This is a genomic window from Methylobacterium platani (genome assembly GCF_001653715.1).
Lineage (GTDB): Bacteria > Pseudomonadota > Alphaproteobacteria > Rhizobiales > Beijerinckiaceae > Methylobacterium > Methylobacterium platani.
The window spans coordinates 67,936-88,461 of the sequence record NZ_LWHQ01000047.1 but is presented as its reverse complement, the minus strand read 5'-3'; the positions used below and the strand labels follow the sequence as shown (position 1 = coordinate 88,461).

Here is a 20,526-nt window from a genome sequence, read left to right as displayed (position 1 = left end):
GGGATCGGTCGAGTGCGGGTTTCTCCCTCCCCCCTCTGCGGGGGAGGGTGGCGAGCGAAGCGAGGCGGGAGAGGGGAGCCCGCTTCCGGAAAGGTCGCGCACGTCATGACGAGCGACCCCTGGATCGGCGTCGCGCTGCCCCTCTCCCGCCCGGCTCCGCCGGGCACCCTCCCCCGCAGAGAGGGGAGGGTTCATGCTCACCGCTGTCGCGCCTTCCTGCCACCGTCACCGTTCAGTCATGCCCGCGTGCTGAACAGGCGGCACAAGGAGAACCGCGTGACCGGCACGACGCGCTACGCCCTCTACTTCACGCCGAAGCCCGGCTCGGACCTCGCCCGGTTCGGCAATGCGATCCTGGGCTACGACAACCACACCGGCACGGAGATCCCCCGTCCCGACGGGCTGGCCGATCTTGCGGGCGTGACGGACTCCCCACGGGTCTACGGCTTCCACGCCACCCTGAAGGCGCCGATGCGGCTTGCTCCCGGCACCACCGAGGCCGGCCTGCTGGCGGCGGCGGAGGCGCTGGCCGCCGATCATCCGCCGATCCCGGTCGGTCCCCTCAAGGTCGCGACGCTGGGCGCCTTCACGGCGCTGATCCCGCAGGCCGCGCCGCCGGACCTCGGCCTGTTCGCCGCCGAATGCGTCGCCGCCTTCGAGCCGTTCCGCGCGCCCCTGACCGAATCCGAGACCGCCCGCCGCAAGCCCGAGCGCCTGAGCCCCCGCGGCCGGGCGCTGCTGGCGGCCTGGGGCTACCCGCACGTCTTCGAGGCGTTCCGCTTCCACATGACCCTCACCGACGCCCTGCCGGAAGCCGACCGCGCCCCCTGGCGCGAGCGCCTGGCCGCCGCCTACGGCGCCGGCGCGCCGCTGACCCTCGATGCCCTGTCGGTGCTGCGCCAGGACGGTGCCGGCCCGTTCCGGGTCTTGCGGCGCATCGCTCTCGGAGGCTGACGACATGGCCGGACAACTGGGCCTGGAGCCCGTCATCGACCCGACCGCCCGGGTCCGGGAATGCCGCCTCGGCCGCTACACCGAGATCGGCCCGCGCACGCAGCTCACCGAGACCTCGCTCGACGACTACTCCTACATCGGCAACGACGGCGAGGTGATCTACACCACCATCGGCAAGTTCTGCTCGATCGCCGCGATGGTGCGGATCAACCCGGGCAACCACCCGATGGAGCGGGCCTCGCAGAGCCACTTCACCTACCGCGCCGCCTCGTACTGGCCTGACGAATCGAACGAGCCGGCCTTCTTCGACCGGCGCCGGGCGAGCCCCGTCACCATCGGCCACGACGTCTGGATCGGCCACGGGGTCGTGGTGCTGCCCGGGCGCAGCATCGGCACCGGCGCGGTCGTCGGGGCCGGCGCCATCGTCACCCGGGACGTCGAGCCCTACGCCATCGTGGTCGGCAATCCGGCTCGCCCCGTCCGCCGCCGCTTCGACGAAGCGACCGCCGCGCGCTTGCTGGCGCTCGCCTGGTGGGACTGGGACCACGACCGCCTGCGGCAGGCGCTCCCCGACTTTCGCGCCCTCCCGATCGAGGATTTCCTGAATAAATACGCCGGCTAAGCACTGACGGACCGTCATCGTGTTGTCGTTCAACCGGCGTTTACGTTCGCCCGAACAGTGGAAACAGGCGAACGGATGCTGGTTGTCGAGAATCTCACCCGTCAGTACGGGGCGCGCCGCGCCGTGGACGGCGTCAGCCTCTCCATCGAGCGCGGCAGCTTCGTCGGCGTGATCGGGCGCTCGGGCGCCGGCAAGTCGACCCTGCTGCGGATGCTCAACCGCCTCGCCGACCCGACGGGCGGGCGCATCCTCTACGACGGCACCGACGTGACGCGCTTGCGCGGCCGGGCGCTCCGCGCCTGGCGTGCCCGCTGCGCGATGATCTTCCAGCAGTTCAACCTCGTCGGCCGGCTCGACGTGATGACGAACGTGCTGATGGGCCGGCTCGACCAGGTGCCGGCCCACCGCTCGCTGCTCAAGCTGTGGAGCGAGGAGGACCGGGCGCTGGCGCTCGCCGCGCTCGAGAATTTCGACATGGGGGGCTTTGCCGCCAACCGGGCCGACCAGCTGTCGGGCGGCCAGCAGCAGCGCGTCGCCATCGCCCGCGCCCTGGTGCAGGAGCCGGAGATCATCCTGGCCGACGAGCCGGTGGCCTCCCTCGATCCCCGCAACACCCGCCTGGTGATGGATGCGCTCGCCGACGCCAACAGGCGCTACGGCATCACGGTGCTGTGCAACCTGCACTCCCTCGACCTCGCCCGCGCCTATTGCGACCGGCTGATCGGCCTCTCGGAGGGCCGGGTGGTGTTCGACGGCCGCGGCTTCGACCTCACCGAGGACGTCGCCCGCACCCTCTACGGCCTCGAGGCCGGCGAGGTGATGGACCGCGGCGAGCCCGAGACGCGGCCGCGGCCGATGCGGGCCCCGATCCGCCACGCCGAGGCGCTGAGCGCCTGAATTTTCCCGTTCCGAGAAGGACTTGATCGATGCTGAACCGTCGCACCCTCGTGGGCGCCGCCGCCCTGATGCTCGCCGCCGGCCCCGCCCTGGCTCAGGACTGGAAGGCGAAATATCCCGAGCTGACGCTCGGCGTCATCCCGGCCGAGAACGCCTCGGGCACCGTCGACCGCTGGACCCCGCTCACCGCCTACCTCACCAAGCAGCTCGGCGTGCCGGTGAAGCTGCGGGTCGCCAACGACTACGCGGCGGTGATCGAGGGCCAGCGCGCCGGCAACATCCAGATCGCCTTCTACGGTCCGGCCTCCTTCGCCCGCGCCGTCATCACCGGCGTGAAGATCGAGCCGGTGGTCAACCAGAAGCACGAGACCGGGGTGTCGGGCTACTACTCGGTGATCTACGTCCGGGCCGACAGCCCCTACAAGTCGATCGAGGACCTGAAGGGCAAGAGCCTCGCCCTCGTCGATCCGAACTCGACCTCCGGCAACCAGGCCCCGCGCTTCTTCCTGCACAAGGCCGGCCACGACGTCGACAAGTTCTTCGGCAAGACCTTCTATGCCGGCAGCCACGAGAACGCCGTCCTGGCGCTCGCCCAGGGCACCGCGGACGCCGCCGCCAATTTCTGGAACTCCGACACCGACAGCAACCTGACCCGGATGCTGGCCAAGGGCATGGTGAAGAACGCCGACGGCACGCCGATGAAGCAGTCGGACTTCCGCGTCGTCTTCAAGTCCGAGTTCCTGCCCGAGGGGCCCTTCGCGGTCCTCGCCAGCCTGCCCGACGACCTGAAGCAGACGATCCGCCAGGCCTTCATCGATCTCCCGACCAAGGACAAGGCCGCCTTCGACAAGCTCTCGGACGGCAAGGACCTCGACCTCACCCCGGTGACGCTGAAGGACTACCAGCCGATCATCGAGATGCTCCGCCACAACGACGAGCAGCGCAAGCGGTCGTAGAACGACGTCTTGCAGGTATGGCGCCTCCCCTCCCCCAGGCGATCCCGGGCTTGCCCGGTATCGCTGCAAGTTGTGGGGAGGGGCTAGGGGTGGGGGTGGTGCAGGAGGCACCGCTGAGCCTCATCCGGCACCACCCCCACGCGGGATCTTCGATCCCCCTGACCCCTCCCCACAAGGGGGAGGGGAGGAGCCTTTTCCGTGACCGTCCACATCGAGAAACTCCCGCCCGACCGCGAGAGCACCCTGCTCGCCGCGTATTCCGGCGCCGTCGCCGCCTCGCACCGCCGCACCCTGGCGATCGTCGTCGCGATTGCGGCGCTCTACCTCCTCGCCGGCTGGATGGCCGAGGTGCGGCCGCTCACCTTCCTCGACAACATCCAGAACTTCACCGCCTATCTCGACCAGATCATGCCGGTCCTGACCCTGGCGAACCTGCCGGCGGATGTGGCGGCCTGGTACTGGGGCCTGCCGAAATGGCTCGGGCTCCTCGCCGAGACCATCCTGATGGCCTATCTCGGCACGCTGCTCGGCGGCATCGCGGCCTTCCTCCTGTGCTTCCTCGCCTCGGCCAACCTGGTGCGCTCACGGACGATCCGGTTCGTGGCCCGGCGCTTCCTGGAAGTGTGCCGCACGGTGCCCGAGGTGGTGTTCGCGCTGATCTTCGTCATCGCCTTCGGGCTCGGGCCGATGGTCGGCGTGCTCGCCATCGCCATCCACACGGCCGGCGCGCTCGGCAAGCTGTTCTCGGAGGTCGTCGAGAACATCGACATGAAGCCGGTCGAGGGCCTGACCGGAACCGGGGCCGGCCTCGTCGCGACCGTGCGCTTCGCGGTGGTGCCGCAGGTCCTGTCGAACTTCGCGTCCTACGCGCTGCTGCGCTTCGAGATCAACGTGCGGGGCGCCGGCGTGATGGGCTTCGTCGGGGCCGGCGGCATCGGCCAGGAGTTCCTGGTGGCGATCCGCAACTTCTACTACTCGGACGTGAGCGCGATCCTGCTCCTCGTCATCCTCACCGTGGTGACGATCGACCTCGCCACCGAGCGCCTGCGCCACCACCTCCTCGGCCGGGAGGCCCACGCATGAACCGCCGCCCGTCCTCTCCCCTGCGTCAGGCGGCGCTCGCCGATCTCGACGGCCTGCGGCAGCGACACCCCCGGGTCTTCCGGCCGGCGTGGTCGCGCCGCGCGGCCGTCCTGGGCACCCTCGCGGTGATCGTCGCCCTGGCGGTGGTCGCGATGGTGCGGCTCGATTTCTCGCTCCTGCGCATCCTCCACGGCCTGCACCGCCTGGGCGAGTTCGCCGGCATGATGCTGCCGCCCTCGGCCGGCGGACGCCTCGGCCTGTTCGCGACCGCCCTCGGGGAGACCCTGGCGATCGCGTTCCTCGGCACGCTGACGGCGGCCTGCCTCGCCTTTCCGGTGGCGTTCCTGGCCGCCCGCAACGTGGTGCGAAACCCCTTCCTGCGCTTCGGGGTGCGCCGCAGCTTCGACGTGATCCGCTCGGTCGACGTGCTGATCTGGGCGCTGATCTGGATCAACGTCGTCGGCCTCGGTCCCTTCGCAGGTGCGCTCGCCATCGCGTGCTCGGATTTCGGGGCGCTCGGCAAGCTGTTCTCCGAGGCGATCGAGACCGCCGACCGCAAGGCGCAGGAGGGCGTGACCGCCTCGGGCGGCGGGCGGCTGCACCGGGTCCGCTTCGGCCTGGTGCCGGCGGTGCTCCCGGTGCTGGCGAGCCAGGTGCTCTACTTCTTCGAATCGAACACCCGCTCGGCCACCATCATCGGCATCGTCGGGGCCGGCGGCATCGGCCAGTACCTGACCGAGCTGATCCGGGTGCTCGAGATGCAGCAGGTCGCCTTCCTGGTGCTGATGATCCTCGTCACGGTGGCGCTGATCGACCTCGTCTCGGGCCGCCTGCGCCGGGCGATCATCGGGGCTGCCCCGCCCTGAGCCCGGCCGCGTAGGGGCCTGATTCCAGCGGGTTTTCGCGAGCACGACGGGGTGCGAAAACCGCGCGCGGCGCGCTTGTCTTCCTCATTGTCTTCCCCCTGGGCGGGCGCCTATAAGCCGGCTGTCTCAACGCACCTCGCGGCGTCGAGAGCCCCGCCGGGCGCTCTCCGCGCGCAAGGTTCACCAGCCGCCGGGGAGCAGCATGGCCGGGCATTCACAGTTCAAGAACATCATGCACCGCAAGGGCCGCGTCGACGCGGTCCGCTCGAAGGTCTTCTCCAAGCTCGCCCGGGAGATCACCGTCGCGGCCAAGCTCGGCACGCCCGACCCGTCGATGAACCCGCGCCTGCGCGCCGCCATCCTGGCGGCCCGGGCCGAGAACATGCCCAAGGACAACATCGAGCGCGCCATCAAGAAGGCGGCCGGCGGCGACGCGGAGAACTACGAGGAGGTCCGCTACGAGGGCTACGGCCCCGGCGGCGCGGCGCTCATCGTCGAGGCGCAGACCGACAACCGCAACCGCACGGCTAGCGACGTGCGCTCGGCCTTCACCAAGTCCGGCGGCAGCCTCGCCGAGACCGGCGCGGTCTCGTTCATGTTCGACCATGTCGGCCTCGTCGCCTTCGACGCCAAGGTGGCCGACGCCGACACGATGCTGGAGGCCGCCATCGAGGCCGGCGCCGACGACGTGAAGTCCGACGAGGGCGGCCACGAGGTCATTTGCGAGCAGGGGGCGATGGGCGAGGTCTCGAAGACCCTGGAGGCCCGCTTCGGCGAGCCGCGCCGCACCGCCCTGATCTGGCGCGCCCAGAACACCGTCGACGTCGACGACGAGACCGCCGAGAAGCTGATCCGCCTCGTCGAGACCATCGAGGACCAGGACGACGTGCAGAACGTCTTCGTCAACTTCGCGGTCTCGGACGCCATGATGGCGAAGATGCAGGGCTAACCTCCCGGTCGCCCGCGACTGCGAACGAGCTGGATGTACCCTGTCATGCAGGGCTCGGGGCAGTCGAGAGAACGGGATTACGAGCGGCGCGGGGAGAGGGGTGATCCCGCGCCATTCCTGTCTCTGACAGCGCCGTGGAATGACCCGGCGGGTGTCGATCCTTCAGGGGGGAACGGGTTCCGGGCCGCGCCGGCCCCCGCTCAGCCCGGCAACCGCAGCCGCGCCCGCAAGCCCCCCATCGCCGACCGGTCGAGGTCCAGCCCGCCGCCGTAGAGCTCGGCGAGCTCCGTCGTGATGGCGAGGCCGAAGCCGTGGCCCGGCACGGTCTCGTCGAGGCGCCGGCCGCGCTGCGCCACCGCCGCCAGCGCCTCCGGCCCGAGGCCCGGGCCGTCATCCTCGATCGTCACCACCACGTCGCCGCCGACGCCCTCGGCCGACACCCGCACCGCACCCGCGCACCACGTGCAGGCATTGTCGATCAGGTTGCCCAGCATCTCGTCGAGGTCCTGCGGGTCGCAGGCCGCGGCGAGGCCGGGCGGAACCGCGTGGGCGATCCGCACGCCCTTCCCGGCATGGAGCCGTTCGAGCGTGGCCGCGAGGTCGGAGACCGGCCCGGAAAGCCCGGTGCGCAGCCGCGTCGCCCCGGTCAGCGCCGCGCTGCGAGCCCGGCGCAGGTGATGGCGCACGCCGCGGTCGAGGCTGCCGACGAGGTGGCCCAAGCGCCCGTCGGGGTCGCGGCCGGGCTCCGACAGGGCGAGCGACAGCGTGGCGAGGGGCGTCTTCAGGCCGTGGGCGAGGTTCGCCACGTGGGTGCGGGCCTGGGCGAGCTGTGCGGCGTTCTGGTCGAGGAGGGCGTTGATCGCGGCGGCGAGCGGCCGGACCTCGGCGGGCTGGGCCTCCGGAACCCGCTCGCGCTGCCCCGCCCGCACCGTCTCGAGATCGCGGCGCAGCCGGTCGAGGGGCTGCAACCCCAGGCGCACCTGCGCCACCGCGCCGGCGGCGAGGCACAGGCCCAGCACCCCGAGGCTCGCGGCGAGCGCCAGGCCGGCCTCGCGCAAGGGACCGTAGAGGGCGGCGCGCGGCGCGCTCGCCGCCACCACGGTGCCGTCGGGCAGGGCGAGGACGCGCAGAAGCAGCGCCTCGCCGCGCGGGCCGGCGGCCTCCGCCGGGCGCGGCCGGTCGTCGCCCGCCTCCGCCACCTCAGGCAGGGGGAAGGGACGGCCGGCGAGGGAGGCCGAGCCGAGGAGAGCCGAGCCCCGCCGCACCTGCCAGGTCCAGCCCGAGCCCGGCCGGTCGAAGGGCGGCGCGTCGAGATCGCGGGAGAGGCGCAAGGGGTCGCCCGGTTCCAGCCCGGAGACCAGGGACACGATCTGCGCGTCGAGCCGGGAGTCGATCTGTCCGCGCACGAAGCGGGCGAGGATCAGCCCGATGGCGAGGCCCGCCACCACGAGCGCGGTGGCGATCAGAGCCAGCGCCCCGAGGAGCAGGCGCCGGCGCAGGGAGCCGATCGGGCCGGTCACGCGGCGTCCCCGGCGGTGAGCCGGTAGCCGTGGCCGCGCACGGTCTCGATCCGGGCCGGCGCGATCTTGCGGCGCAGGCGCGTGATGATGACCTCGATCGAGTTCGAATCGACCTCGGCGTCGCCCTCGTAGACCCGCTCCAGCAACTCGCCCCGGGGCACCACGCCGTCGCGCCGCAGGATCAGGCAGGACAGGACCCGCCATTCGAGCCCCGTGAGCTTCAAGGGCAGCCCGTCGCGCGTGAAGGCGCCGAGACCGGGATCGAAGCTGACCGGGCCGCAGGCGACGGTGGTCGCCCCGTGGGCGGCGGCGCGGCGCACGAGCGCCCGCAGGCGGATCACCAGCTCCTCGACCCGGAACGGCTTCACCAGGTAGTCGTCGGCCCCCGCCTTGAAGCCCGCCACCTTGTCGCTCCAGGCGTCGCGCGCGGTCAGGATCAGCACCGGAAGGGTGCGGCCGGCGGCGCGCCAGCCCTGCAGCACCGACAACCCGTCGCGCTTGGGCAGGCCGAGATCGAGCACCGCGGCGTCGTAGGTCTCGGTCTCGCCGAGATGGGCGCCGTCCTCGCCGTTGCCGGCATGGTCGACGGCGCAGTTCTCGGCGCGCAGGACCCGCAGGATCTCGGCGGCGAGGGCCGCATCGTCCTCGACGAGCAGGAGTTTCATGAGCGGCCGATACCAGGTGGCTGGAGCGGATTCCGCCGTAGTCCCGGCGGTTTAACCGAACCTGAACGGCCGGGTTCAGGCCCGGTTCCCGGCGCCTGACGTAGAAGAGCGCCAACCCGGAAGGGCCCAGCACACGAAGGAACACACCGATGACCGACCACACCACCATCGAGGGCCAGGCGACCGAAGTGAAGACCGCCGAGACCGCAACCGGCGCGACCGCGACGGCCGCCCCGCGCGCCCGGCCCCGCCGCGGCCTCCTCGTCGGCGCCGTCGCGGTGCCGCTGGCGCTCGGCGCCGTCGGGCTCTCCCTCGCCCAGCCGGCCCAGACGCCGCTCACGCCCGTCGCCCCGGTCGCGGTGAGCGCGCTCCAGCCCTCCGGCGCCACCGCCGCCAAGGGCGAGGTCGCCGAGATCTACGGCAACAAGTTCATCCTCCAGGACGGCACCGGCCGGGCGCTGGTCGAGACCGGCCGGGCCGGGGAGGGCGGCACCCTCGTCGCCAAGGGCGAGAGCGTGACGGTGCAGGGCCGGTTCGAGAACGGCTTCCTGCACGCCAGCGCCCTGACCCGGGCCGACGGCAAGACCGAGGCGCTCCGCCCGGTCGGCCCGCCCCCCGGCGGCCTCGACTGGGCCAAGGACCGGGTCGGCCTCGGGCCGAGCGTCGACGTCCCGGCCCTCACCAAGGCGGTCACGGATGCCGGCTATACGGATGTTCGCGTCGCCGGGCGCGGGCCGCGCCACCTCGAGGTCGCGGCGAAGGGCCAGGACGGCAAGGAGCGCCTGCTCCATGTCGGCTTCGACGGGCAGATCCGGGAGAAGCGGGTGTTCTGAGGCCGGGTGGTCTCAGGGCTTGCTCCGCGCCGTCCGGGACCGAGGTCCCGGACGGCGCGGGAGGCGGTCCGCGCGTCGAGGGGAGCGGGCGCTCAGCGCCGGTTCGTCTCCAGGAAGGCGCCGATCCGCTCCAGCGCCCGCGCGATGTTCTCCGCCGAGTTGGCGTAGGACAGGCGCAGGTAGCCCTCGCCGTGGATGCCGAAATCCGGCCCGCCGATCGTCGCGACGCCGGCCTCCTCCAGGAGCGCCGAGGCGAGCGCCTTGGCCTTCCAGCCGGTGCCGCCGATGTTCGGGAAAGCGTAGAAGGCGCCCTTCGGGGTGATGCAGGACACGCCGGGCAGGCGGTTCAGCCCCTCGACCACCAGCAGGCGGCGGCGGTCGAACTCGGCCATCATCGCGGCGACGCAGTCCTGCGGCCCGTCCAGCGCCGCGATCCCGGCCCATTGCGTCGCGGCGTTGACGCAGGAGAACGAGTTCACCGCGAGCTTGCGGGCGGCGTCGTAGAGCGGCGCCGGCCAGACCGACCAGCCGAGGCGCCAGCCGGTCATCGCGTAGGTCTTCGAGGCGCCGTCGAGGTAGATCAGCCGGTCGCGGATCTCCGGATAGGCGAGCAGCGTGTGATGGCGCTCGCCGTCGTAGGTCATCGTGCCGTAGATCTCGTCCGACATGATCGTTACGTCGGGATGAGCGGCCAGTCCCGCCACCAGCTTGTCGATCTCGGCCTTCGGGGTCACGCCCCCCGTGGGATTGGCGGGAGAATTGAGGATCAAGAGGCGGGTGCGCGGCGTGATGAGCGAGAGCGTCTCCTCGGCCGAGAAGGCGAAGCCGTTCGCCTCGCGGATCGGCACCGGCACCGGCGTCGCGCCGGTGAACTCGATCATCGAGCGGTAGATCGGGAAGCCCGGATCCGGGTACAGGATCTCGGCCCCCGGCTCGCCGAACATCAGGATCGCCATGAACATGGTGACCTTGCCGCCCGGCACGATCATCACGCTGTCGGGCGAGACCTGGACGCCGAGGCGCCGGTCGAGGTCGCGGGACACCGCCTCGCGCAAGGGGAGGATGCCGGTCGCCGGGGTGTAGCCGTGGTGGCCGTCGTGCAGGGCCTTCACCGCCGCCTCGACGACGTGGGGCGGGGTCGGCATGTCGGGCTGGCCGATGCCGAGGTTGATCACGTCGCGGCCGGCCTGGGCGAGAGCCGTGGCGCGGGCGAGGACCGCGAAGGCGTTCTCCTCCCCGATGCGCGAGAAGGCGGGGACGATCACGGGCATGGCGGTCTCTCGTTTCCTCGGACAGTCCGAGGCGGGGCGTCGCGGCCCCGCCTTCGATCCCGCGGCCTTCCGGTGCCGTCGGGATCCGTCGATCAGCGCTGCGTGTTGCGCTCGGCCAGCCGGCTGACGCCGAACGAGAGCGCGCCGCCGATGACGATCAGGATGATGCCGGTCTTGATCGCCGCCCAGAGCAGCGAGCGCTCGATGCCCTCGTCGGTGAGCATCAGGACCAGGCAGACGATGACCGGGATCGACACCACGGCGGCGATCGGCACCAGCGGGTTGGACGTCTTCTCTTGGCTCATTGGGCGGCTCCCCCGAACGATCGAGCGGTATGGTTCAGCCGGCCTCATAGCACCGCTCCCCGGCCTTGCGACAGCGTCCGGATGATAAACTTATGGGCCGGCAGGGTCGCAGGCCGCGAGGGCCCGGGCATGCGCGACGCGGTGTTGCCTTCCTGCACCGGCCGGGTCCATAGGTTCCCGAGAACGGTTCTCGACAAGAACGATCTCGGGAAGGACGACCCCGCCATGGCCCAGACGCCGCGCCCCCGCATCGACGCCAGCCGCCTGCGTTCGCGCCTCTGGTTCGACAACCCGGACAACCCGGGCATGACCGCGCTCTACCTCGAGCGCTACCTCAATTTCGGCCTGACCGTCGGCGAGCTGCGCGGCGGCAAGCCGTTGATCGGCATCGCCCAGACGGGTTCGGACCTGTCGCCGTGCAACCGCCACCACCTCGAGCTCGCCAAGCGCGTGCGCGAGGGCATCACGGCGGCCGGCGGCGTGGCCTTCGAGTTCCCGTGCCACCCGATCCAGGAGACCGGCAAGCGGCCGACCGCCTCGCTCGACCGCAACCTCGCCTACCTCTCGCTGGTCGAGGTGCTGTACGGCTATCCCCTCGACGGCGTCGTGCTGCTCACCGGCTGCGACAAGACCATGCCGGCCTGCTTGATGGCGGCCGCCACCGTGAACATCCCGACGATCTCGCTGAATGTCGGCCCGATGCTGAACGGCTGGAGCCGCGGCGAGCGCACGGGCTCAGGCACCGTGGTATGGAAGGCCCGCGAGCGCCACGCCGCCGGCGACATCGACTACCAGCAGTTCCTCGACATCGTGGCCTCCTCGGCGCCCTCGACCGGGCATTGCAACACGATGGGCACCGCCTCGACCATGAACGCGCTGGCCGAAGCGCTCGGCATGGCGCTGCCGGGCTCGGCGGCGATCCCCGCGCCCTACCGCGAGCGGGGCCAGGCGGCCTACGCCACCGGCCAGCGCATCGTCGACATGGTGTGGGAGGATCTGAAGCCCTCCGACATCCTCACCCGCGAGGCGTTCGAGAACGCGATCGTTGCCAACACCGCCATCGGCGGCTCGACCAACGCGCCGATCCACATCAACGCCATCGCCAAGCTGATCGGCGTGCCGCTCTCCTGCGACGACTGGGAGCGCGTCGGTTACGACATCCCGCTCCTCGTCAACATGCAGCCCGCCGGCCAGTATCTCGGCGAGGAATACTATCGCGCCGGCGGCCTGCCGGCGGTGATGTCGGAACTGCTCGAGGCCGGCAAGCTCCACGGCGAGGCGCTGACCTGCAACGGCAAGACGATTGCCGAGAATTGCACGAACGCCCACACCTGGGACCGCGACGTCATCAAGCCCTACGGCGAGCCGATGCGCGAGCGCGCCGGCTTCCTCAACCTCAAGGGCTCGCTGTTCGATTCCGCGATCATGAAGACCAGCGTGATCAGCCGCGAGTTCTACGACCGCTACCTCGCCAACCCGGACGACCCCTACGCCTTCGAGGGCCGGGTCGTGGTGTTCGACGGGCCGGAGGATTACCACCACCGCATCGACGACCCGGCGCTCGAGATTGACGAGCACACCGTACTGATCATGCGCGGCGCCGGCCCGATCGGCTATCCGGGCGCGGCGGAAGTCGTGAACATGCAGCCCCCGGGCGAGCTGATCCGCAAGGGCGTGCTGTCGCTGCCCTGCATCGGCGACGGGCGCCAGTCCGGCACCTCCGGCACGCCCTCGATCCTCAACGCCTCGCCGGAGGCGGCGGCCGGCGGCGGCCTGGCGCTGCTCCAGAACGGCGACCGGGTCCGGATCGACCTCAACAAGCGCACCGCCGACATCCTCCTCCCCGAGGAGGAGATCTGGCGCCGCCGCGACGACCTGAATGCCCGGGGCGGCTACCCCTACCCGGCGAGCCAGACCCCCTGGCAGGCGATCCAGCGCGCGATGGTCGACCAGCTCTCCGAGGGCATGATCCTCAAGGGCTCCGAGGCGTTCCAGCGCATCGCGCAGGTCCACGGCGTGCCGCGCGACAACCACTGACGGGGCCTCCCCGGATCGCGCCGAACGGTGCGCATCTCCCCCCTCTCCCCGCGGGCGGGGAGAGGGCTTTGGTGACCTTGTCGTCACCAAAGCGAGGCGGCAGCCGAGGGTGAGGGGGCGGCTCCGGATGAGCCTCTTCCGGCAATACCCCCTCACCCTCGCCCTTCGGGCTACCTTCACCCCCGACGAGGGGGTGAAGGCCTCTCCCCGCCCGGCGGGGAGAGGGGATTTTTCCGCGCCTCATCCGGGCAGCACGGCTCGCCGCCCAGCCCGCAGGCCGACAGGAAAGATTTCGCCCGCCCGGCCGATTTACAGCCGCGCTCGCGCCGTGTGAGGAAGTGTCCGGACCGAAGGGTGGGGGAGCCCCGATGACCGATCTCGCCGCACGCCGCGCCGCCTTCCGGCGGCTGCACGAATCCGGCTGCTTCGTGATGCCGAATCCCTGGGATATCGGCACCAGCCGCTACCTCGCGGCGATGGGGTTCCCGGCGCTCGCCACCACCAGCTCCGGCTTCGCCTTCACCCGCGCCCTGCCGGACACCGACTGGGCGGTGCCGCTCGACGCGATGCTCGCCCACATCGCCGAGATCGTCGCCGCCACCGACCTGCCGGTGAACGCCGATTTCGAATCGGGCTACGCCCACGATCCCGAGGGCGTCGCCCGCAACGTGACGGCCTGCATCGCCACCGGCGTCGCCGGCCTGTCGATCGAGGACGCCACCGGCGATCCCGCCCGGCCGCTCTACGACATCCGGGAGGGCGCCGCGCGCATCCGCGCCGCGAAGGCCGCGATCGATGCGTCCGGCGCCGACGTGATGCTGACCGGCCGGGCCGAATGCTACCTCACCGGCCATCCCGAGCCGCTGCCGGAGGCGATCCGCCGGCTCCAGGCCTATGCCGAGGCCGGCGCCGACGTCGTCTACGCCCCCGGGCCGAAGCGGCGCGAGGAGATCCGGACGCTCGTCGAGGCGCTGGCGCCGGTGCCGGTCAACATCCTGATGAGCACCAATCCGGGCCTCAAGGTCGCCGACCTCGAAGGCTTGGGCGTGCGCCGGATCAGCGTCGGCTCGTCGCTGGCGCGGGCGGCCTGGACCGGCTTCATCCGCGCCGCCAAGCGCATCCACGACGAGGGCAGCTTCGGCGGCTTCGACGGCTCGGTCGGTTTTTCCGAGATCAACGGGTTCTTCCGCAAGGACCTGAAGGAGCGGGGCGGCGCATGAACTCCGATCGCGATCCCGTCACCGGCCTGCCGATCGGCCGGCCTGTCGCGCAGGCCGGCCCGGCGCCGGCGCCGGAGCGGGTGCGCCTCGACGGGCGCCACGTCAGGATCGTGCCCCTCGACGCGGCGGCGCACGGCGCCGATCTCGCCGAGGGCGCGGTCGGCCCCGGCAGCGAAGCCCTGTGGCAGTACATGGCGGCCGGCCCGTTCGACGATCGCGAGAGCTTCCAGGCCACTCTCGAAGCCTGCGCGGCCTCCGCCGATCCGCTGTTCTACGCCATCCTGGACGCCCGGACGGGAAAGGCGATCGGCCACGCCGCCCTGATGCGGATCGACCGGGCGAATCGGGTGATCGAGGTCGGCAACATCCTCTACACCCCCGCCTTGCAGCGCACCCCCGGCGCCACCGAGGCGATGCGGCTCATGGCCGGTTACGTCTTCGGCCTCGGCTATCGCCGCTACGAGTGGAAGTGCAACGCCCTCAACGCGCCCTCGCGCCGGGCGGCCGAGCGGCTCGGCTTCTCCTACGAGGGGCTGTTCCGCCAGGGCATGATCGTGAAGGGCCGCAACCGCGACACGGCCTGGTTCTCGATGCTCGACGGCGAGTGGCCGCAGATCCGGCAGGGCTTCGACCGCTGGCTCGATCCGGCCAATCTCGACGGCGGCCAGAGCTTCCGCCTCGGCGCGCTCAACCGGGCGACGATCTCAGGGAGCGGCTTGCACCGGGCGACCACCGCCGACGAATCCGCTCTCGCGGCGTTGCAGGAAGCCGCCTACGCGCCGAACCGGCCGTTGCTCGGCGTCGAGCCGGTGCCGCTCCTCACGCCCGCCGCCGAGGTGCTGGGGCGCTACGAGGTCTGGCTGGCGGAGACCGACGGCGCGCCCGTTGGCGCCCTGGTGCTCGATCCTGCGCCCGACCACCTGACGATCTGGAGCGTCGCGGTCGATCCGGCGCACCAGGGATCCGGCCTCGGCAACACCCTGCTGGCGGCGGCCGAAGCGCGGGCGCGGGACCTCGACCTGTCAGAGCTACGGCTCTACACCGGGGACAAGCTCGTGCGGAACATCGACTGGTACGCGCGGCGGGGCTACGCCACCGCGCGGGTCGAGGATCTGCCGGACCGGCGCCTGGTGCATATGCACAAGCGCCTCGCCTGAAGCGGCGACACACGACAAGCCCGCCAACGAGCAGGGCGGGACATCACGGGAGGAATGGACATGGCGGGACGGCTGACGGGCAAGCGCGCGGTCGTGACGGCGGCGGGGCAGGGGATCGGCCGCGCCATCGCGGCGGCGTTCCTCGCCGAGGGCGCCGAGGTGCTGGCGACCGATCTCGACGCGGGCAAGCTCGACGGGCTGAACGGCGCCAGGGCCTTCTCCCTCGACGTACGCTCGGAGACGGCGATCGCGGACTTCGCCAGGCAGGCCGGGCCGGTCGACGTGCTGGCGAACGCCGCCGGCTTCGTCCACCACGGCACCATCCTCGACTGCACCGACGCCGAGTGGGAGCTGGCCTTCGACCTCAACGTGCGCTCGATGCACCGCACGATCCGGGCCTTCCTGCCCGGCATGCTGGAGCGCGGCAACGGCTCGATCGTCAACATCGCCTCGGCGGTCGGGGCGGACGCCACCGCGCCGAACCGCTACGTCTACGGTGCCTCGAAGGCGGCGGTGGTCGGTCTCACCAAGGCGGTGGCGCGGGACTTCATCCGCAGCGGCGTGCGGGCGAACGCGATCTGCCCCGGCACGATCCAGTCGCCCTCCCTCGACGACCGCATCGCGGCGCTCGCGGAAATGAACAAGACCTCGGTCGAGGCCGCCCGCCAGGCCTTCATCGACCGCCAGCCGATGGGCCGCCTCGGCACCCCGGAGGAGATGGCCGCCCTCGCCGTCTACCTCGCCTCGGACGAATCCCGCTTCACCACCGGCCAGACCCACGTCGCCGACGGCGGCTTCACGCTCTGAGGACGGAGACACGACGATGCATATCCTCATCCTCGGCGCCGCCGGCATGGTCGGCCGCAAGCTCCTCGACCGGCTGGTCAAGGACGGCTCGCTCGGCGGCGAGACGATCTCGCGCCTGACCCTGCACGACGTGGTGCCGCCGGAAGCCCCCGCCGGCACCGCGATCCCGGTCTCGCTCTCGGCCTCCGACTTCTCCGAGCCCGGCGAGGCCGAGCGTCTCGTCGCCGGCCGGCCGGACGTGATCTTCCACCTCGCCGCCATCGTGTCGGGCGAGGCCGAGGCCGATTTCGACAAGGGCTACCGGATCAACCTCGACGGCACCCGCCGCCTCTACGACGCGGTGCGGGCGATCGGCGAGGGCTACAAGCCTCGCTTCGTCTTCACCTCGTCGGTGGCGGTGTTCGGCGCGCCGATGCCCGAGCCGATCCCCGACGAGTACCTGACGGCGCCGCTCACCAGCTACGGCACCCAGAAGGCGATCGGCGAATTGCTGCTCTCCGACTACTCCCGCCGCGGCATCTTCGACGGCGTCGGCATCCGCCTGCCGACCATCTGCGTGCGGCCGGGCAAGCCCAACAAGGCGGCGTCGGGCTTCTTCTCCGGCATCATCCGCGAGCCGCTGGCCGGCCAGGAGGCGGTGCTGCCGGTCTCCGACCAGGTCCGCCACTGGCACGCCTCGCCGCGCTCGGCGGTCGGCTTCCTGATCCACGCCGCGACGCTCGACACCAAGCGCCTCGGCGACCGCCGCAACCTGACCATGCCGGGCGTCGGAGCGACGGTCGCCGAGCAGATCGAGGCCCTGCGCCGCGCCGCCGGTGAGTCCGCCGTCGCCCGCATCCGCCGCGAGCCCGATCCCACCATCGAGCGCATCGTCGCCGGCTGGCCCCGCACCTTCGACGCGCGGCGCGCGCTGGACCTCGGCTTCAAGGCCGAGCCCGACTTCGACGCCATCGTGCGGGCGCATATCGAGGACGAGCTGGGCGGGAAGGTGCCGGCGTAAGGTCCGTCTTCGTCGTCAAAACGCGGGTTTCTCCTCTCCCCGCGGGCGGGGAGAGGACTGTGCTCCCGTTCAGGGAGCGCAGTGAGCCCGCAGGGCGAGGGTGAGGGGGTGTTTCCGGAGGAGCCTCATCCGGAGATAACCCCCTCACCCTCGCTCCGGCTGCGCCTTCGCTTGCCGTGCACCCTGAACAGGCGCACGGCCCTCTCCCCGCCTGCGGGGAGAGGAGAAGACCCGGCCAGCAACGCCAAAGTTGGCGCACAAAAAGAAACGGGCGGCACCCGCGTGCCGCCCGTTCTCCATTCCCGGTGAAGGAAGCCTCAGCCCCGCTGAGCCACCGTCACGTAATCCCGCTTCGGGGCGCCGGTATAGAGCTGGCGCGGGCGGCCGATGCGCTGGGACGGGTCCTCGATCATCTCGGCCCACTGGCTGATCCAGCCGACGGTGCGGGCGAGCGCGAACAGCACCGTGAACATCGAGGTCGGGAAGCCCATCGCCTTCAGCGTGATGCCCGAGTAGAAGTCGATGTTCGGGTACAGCTTCTTCTCGATGAAGTACTCGTCCTTGAGGGCGATCTGCTCCAGCTCCATCGCGACGTCGAGCAGCGGATCGTCCTTGATGCCGAGCTCGCTCAGCACCTCGTGGGTGGTCTTCTGCATGATGCGGGCGCGCGGGTCGTAGTTCTTGTAGACCCGGTGACCGAAGCCCATCAGGCGGAAGGGATCGTTCTTGTCCTTCGCCTTGGCGACGTACTCGCCGACGCGCTCAGGCGTGCCGATCTCGGCTAGCATCTTCAGCGCCGCCTCGTTGGCGCCGCCATGGGCGGGGCCCCACAGGCAGGCGATGCCGGCGGCGATGCAGGCGAACGGGTTGGCGCCCGAGGAGCCGGCGAGCCGCACCGTCGAGGTCGAGGCGTTCTGCTCGTGGTCGGCGTGCAGGATGAAGATCCGGTCGAGCGCGCGCGACAGCACGGGGTTCGGCTGGTACTCCTCGCACGGCACCGCGAAGCACATCCGCAGGAAGTTCGAGGTGTAGTCGAGGTCGTTCTTTGGGTAGATGAACGGCTGACCGATCGTGTACTTGTACGCCATCGCCGCGAGCGTCGGCATCTTGGCGATCATGCGCATGGAGGCGACCATGCGCTGCTTCTCGTCCGTGATGTCGGTCGAGTCGTGGTAGAACGCCGAGAGCGCGCCGACCGAGGCGACCATGACGGCCATCGGGTGGGCGTCGCGGCGGAAGCCCTGGAAGAACCGGTTCATCTGGTCATGCACCATGGTGTGGCGCGTGACGCGGTAGTCGAAATCGGCCTTCTGGGCCGCGGTCGGCAGCTCGCCGTACAGCAGCAGGTAGCAGGTCTCGAGGAAGTCGCCGTGCTCGGCCAGCTGCTCGATCGGGTAGCCGCGATACAGCAGCACGCCCTCGTCGCCGTCGATGTAGGTGATCTTCGATTCGCAGGACGCCGTCGAGGTGAAGCCCGGGTCGTAGGTGAACTGGCCGGTCTGCGCGTAGAGCTTGCTGATGTCGATGACGCTCGGACCGATCGTGCCGGTCTTGGTCGGCATCTCGACCGCGCGGCCGTTCACCGTGAGGGTGCTGGTGGGGAGGCTCATGGGGTTGCGGACCCTTTCCATCAACGAGACTGAGCGTCGGCGCCTCGACCGCGGCCCCCGGGGCAGGGCGGCGAACTTTGCTGCGGGTGCTCACTCGCCGACCGGGTTAGCGGATCGACGCACCGGCATCAACCGCGCCTCCCCGCCCGGATGACAGAATTCAGATTCTGTTCAGGGGTCGTCCGATCACCCCCGCGACGACGGATTCGCGGGGGTGCGCGGAAAAGTTGTGCTTCCGGCGGCGAGCGTCCTCAGGCTGCGGCGGCGGCCTGCGCCCGCAGCCGCTCCAGGCTCTCCTGGCGGCCGAGCACCGCCATCACGTCGAAGAGCGGCGGCGAGGTCGCCCGGCCGGTCAGCGCCGCCCGCAGGGGCTGGGCCACCTGGCCGAGCTTGACCCCGGCGGTCTCGGCGAAGTGACGCACCGCACCCTCGGTCGAGGCGGCGGACCACTCGGTCAGGGCCTCGAGATGGGTGAGCGCCCCCGCCAGCCGCTCGCGCCCGCCATTGCCGAGGAGGCCGGCCGCCTTCTCGTCGAGGGCGAGAGGCTGCGGCGCGTAGAGGTAGTAGGCGCTGTCGACGAGCTCGATCAGGGTCTTGGCCCGCTCCTTCAGCCCCGGCATCGCGGCGATGAACCTGTCGCGGGTTTCCGGCGCCAGGGGGGCGGAGAGGCCCCAGCGCGCGCCCTGCGTCGGCAGGATCGCCTCGATCGCCGCGACCAGCGCCTCATCGGAGGAGGAGCGGATGTAGTGGCCGTTGAGGTTCTCGAGCTTGGCGAAGTCGAACCGGGCCGGCGAGCGCCCGACCTGGGCGAGGTCGAAGGCGGCGATCATCTCCTCGGTCGAGAAGATCTCCTGGTCGCCGTGGCTCCAGCCGAGGCGCACGAGGTAGTTGCGGAGCGCCGCCGGCAGGTAGCCGAGGTCGCGATAGGCATCGACCCCGAGCGCCCCGTGGCGCTTCGAGAGCTTCGCCCCGTCCGGCCCGTGGATCAGCGGGATGTGCGACATGTTCGGCACGTCCCAGCCCAGGGCCTGGTAGATCTGGGTCTGGCGCGCGCCGTTGGTCAGGTGGTCGTCGCCGCGGATGATGTGGGTCACGCCCATGTCGTGGTCGTCGACCACCACCGCCAGCATGTAGGTCGGCGTGCCGTCCGAGCGCAGCAGGACGAGGTCGTCGAGGTCCTTGTTCTGCCACACGACGCGGCCCTGGACCGCGTCCTCGACCACGGTCTCGCCGTCGGTGGGCGCGCGCAGGCGGATCACCGGCTTGACGCCGGCGGGCGCTTGCGCCGGGTCGCGGTCGCGCCAGCGGCCGTCGTAGCGGATCGGCCGGCCCTCGCGCCGGGCGGCCTCGCGCATCTCGGTCAGCTCCTCCGGCGTGGCGTAGCAGTGATAGGCCCGACCAGTTGCGAGAAGCCCCTCGGCCACCTCGCGGTGACGGTCCGCGCGGGCGAACTGGTAGACCACGTCGCCGTCCCAATCGAGGCCGAGCCAGTTGAGCCCGTCGAGGATCGCGTCGATGGCTCCTTGCGTCGAGCGCTCGCGGTCGGTGTCCTCGATGCGCAGGAGCATCCGCCCGCCGTGCCGGCGGGCATAGAGCCAGTTGAACAACGCCGTGCGACCCCCGCCGATGTGGAGGAAGCCCGTGGGCGACGGGGCAAAGCGGGTGACGACGGAGGACATGCGCTTCGAGAACCGGGTGAGAGCGAAAAAACGGTGTGGCCGGGGCCGTTAGGGCAGGGTCGACCGAGTCGACCCGCCGGCGCCGGGTCCTGTAG

The 20,526-nt window shown here is 71.2% G+C and carries 19 protein-coding genes; 13 read left to right on the top strand and 6 right to left on the bottom strand.

Going from position 1 to position 20,526, the window contains the following annotated elements; genetic code table 11:
* Positions 1-276 precede the first annotated feature (276 nt).
* The 7 genes from A5481_RS23055 (at position 277) to A5481_RS23025 (ending at position 6,327) form a co-directional block, all read left to right on the top strand.
* Positions 277-954, top strand: coding sequence for a DUF1045 domain-containing protein (locus A5481_RS23055; protein ID WP_048436353.1), 678 nt, complete (start codon positions 277-279; stop codon positions 952-954).
* Between the two features lie 4 nt (positions 955-958).
* Complete coding sequence (locus A5481_RS23050; RefSeq protein WP_048436352.1) at positions 959-1,576, top strand: DapH/DapD/GlmU-related protein; 618 nt, start codon at positions 959-961, stop codon at positions 1,574-1,576.
* A gap of 75 nt (positions 1,577-1,651) precedes the next feature.
* Positions 1,652-2,473, top strand: coding sequence for a phosphonate ABC transporter ATP-binding protein (gene phnC, locus A5481_RS23045; RefSeq protein WP_048436351.1), 822 nt, complete (start codon positions 1,652-1,654; stop codon positions 2,471-2,473).
* A 29-nt stretch (positions 2,474-2,502) separates the two neighbouring features.
* Entirely contained in the window at positions 2,503-3,429 is a 927-nt protein-coding gene (phnD, locus tag A5481_RS23040) for a phosphonate ABC transporter substrate-binding protein (protein ID WP_048436350.1), read from the top strand.
* Between the two features lie 198 nt (positions 3,430-3,627).
* Positions 3,628-4,512 carry a phosphonate ABC transporter, permease protein PhnE gene (gene phnE, locus A5481_RS23035; protein ID WP_048434143.1) on the top strand — a complete coding sequence of 295 codons (885 nt, stop codon included), beginning with the start codon at positions 3,628-3,630 and terminating at the stop codon, positions 4,510-4,512.
* Complete coding sequence (gene phnE / locus A5481_RS23030; protein WP_048434142.1) at positions 4,509-5,378, top strand: phosphonate ABC transporter, permease protein PhnE; 870 nt, start codon at positions 4,509-4,511, stop codon at positions 5,376-5,378. The genes phnE (A5481_RS23035) and phnE (A5481_RS23030) overlap by 4 nt, the downstream gene beginning before the upstream one ends.
* Before the next feature lie 202 nt (positions 5,379-5,580).
* Positions 5,581-6,327: a YebC/PmpR family DNA-binding transcriptional regulator gene (locus A5481_RS23025; protein ID WP_048434141.1), complete on the top strand. Its 747-nt coding sequence runs from the start codon at positions 5,581-5,583 to the stop codon at positions 6,325-6,327.
* Between the two features lie 200 nt (positions 6,328-6,527).
* On the opposite strand, the gene A5481_RS23020 is transcribed toward A5481_RS23025, so the two are convergent.
* Positions 6,528-7,847 carry a sensor histidine kinase gene (locus tag A5481_RS23020; RefSeq protein WP_048434140.1) on the bottom strand — a complete coding sequence of 440 codons (1,320 nt, stop codon included), beginning with the start codon at positions 7,845-7,847 and terminating at the stop codon, positions 6,528-6,530.
* Entirely contained in the window at positions 7,844-8,512 is a 669-nt protein-coding gene (locus tag A5481_RS23015) for a response regulator (protein ID WP_048434139.1), read from the bottom strand. Before A5481_RS23015 ends, A5481_RS23020 begins: the two co-directional genes overlap by 4 nt.
* Before the next feature lie 149 nt (positions 8,513-8,661).
* Here A5481_RS23015 and A5481_RS23010 point away from each other — a divergent pair, with 149 nt between their 5' ends.
* Complete coding sequence (locus A5481_RS23010) at positions 8,662-9,345, top strand: DNA-binding protein (protein ID WP_053082374.1); 684 nt, start codon at positions 8,662-8,664, stop codon at positions 9,343-9,345.
* 92 nt (positions 9,346-9,437) lie between these two features.
* Here the strand turns inward: A5481_RS23010 and A5481_RS23005 are convergent, their stop codons facing one another.
* Together A5481_RS23005 and A5481_RS23000 are read right to left on the bottom strand one after the other, a co-directional pair.
* Complete coding sequence (locus tag A5481_RS23005) at positions 9,438-10,616, bottom strand: pyridoxal phosphate-dependent aminotransferase (RefSeq protein WP_048434138.1); 1,179 nt, start codon at positions 10,614-10,616, stop codon at positions 9,438-9,440.
* A 92-nt stretch (positions 10,617-10,708) separates the two neighbouring features.
* Positions 10,709-10,921 carry a hypothetical protein gene (locus tag A5481_RS23000; protein WP_048434137.1) on the bottom strand — a complete coding sequence of 71 codons (213 nt, stop codon included), beginning with the start codon at positions 10,919-10,921 and terminating at the stop codon, positions 10,709-10,711.
* A gap of 225 nt (positions 10,922-11,146) precedes the next feature.
* Here A5481_RS23000 and A5481_RS22995 point away from each other — a divergent pair, with 225 nt between their 5' ends.
* From A5481_RS22995 to denD, 5 genes are all read left to right on the top strand, one after another.
* Positions 11,147-12,958: an IlvD/Edd family dehydratase gene (locus A5481_RS22995; RefSeq protein WP_048434136.1), complete on the top strand. Its 1,812-nt coding sequence runs from the start codon at positions 11,147-11,149 to the stop codon at positions 12,956-12,958.
* A 368-nt stretch (positions 12,959-13,326) separates the two neighbouring features.
* Complete coding sequence (locus A5481_RS22990; protein ID WP_048434135.1) at positions 13,327-14,178, top strand: isocitrate lyase/PEP mutase family protein; 852 nt, start codon at positions 13,327-13,329, stop codon at positions 14,176-14,178.
* Positions 14,175-15,335 (top strand): GNAT family N-acetyltransferase, encoded by a 1,161-nt coding sequence (locus A5481_RS22985; RefSeq protein WP_048434134.1) that lies wholly within the window; start codon positions 14,175-14,177, stop codon positions 15,333-15,335. The genes A5481_RS22990 and A5481_RS22985 overlap by 4 nt, the downstream gene beginning before the upstream one ends.
* Positions 15,336-15,395: 60 nt before the next feature.
* Positions 15,396-16,142: an SDR family oxidoreductase gene (locus tag A5481_RS22980; RefSeq protein ID WP_048434147.1), complete on the top strand. Its 747-nt coding sequence runs from the start codon at positions 15,396-15,398 to the stop codon at positions 16,140-16,142.
* A 16-nt stretch (positions 16,143-16,158) separates the two neighbouring features.
* Positions 16,159-17,142, top strand: coding sequence for a D-erythronate dehydrogenase (denD, locus tag A5481_RS22975; RefSeq protein ID WP_048434133.1), 984 nt, complete (start codon positions 16,159-16,161; stop codon positions 17,140-17,142).
* Positions 17,143-17,459: 317 nt separating this feature from the next.
* On the opposite strand, the gene gltA is transcribed toward denD, so the two are convergent.
* Both gltA and gltX read right to left on the bottom strand, forming a co-directional pair.
* On the bottom strand, positions 17,460-18,752 hold the full coding sequence (gene gltA / locus A5481_RS22970) for a citrate synthase (protein ID WP_048434132.1): 1,293 nt from the start codon (positions 18,750-18,752) through the stop codon (positions 17,460-17,462).
* Between the two features lie 251 nt (positions 18,753-19,003).
* Positions 19,004-20,431 carry a glutamate--tRNA ligase gene (gene gltX, locus A5481_RS22965; RefSeq protein ID WP_048434131.1) on the bottom strand — a complete coding sequence of 476 codons (1,428 nt, stop codon included), beginning with the start codon at positions 20,429-20,431 and terminating at the stop codon, positions 19,004-19,006.
* Positions 20,432-20,526 lie beyond the last annotated feature (95 nt).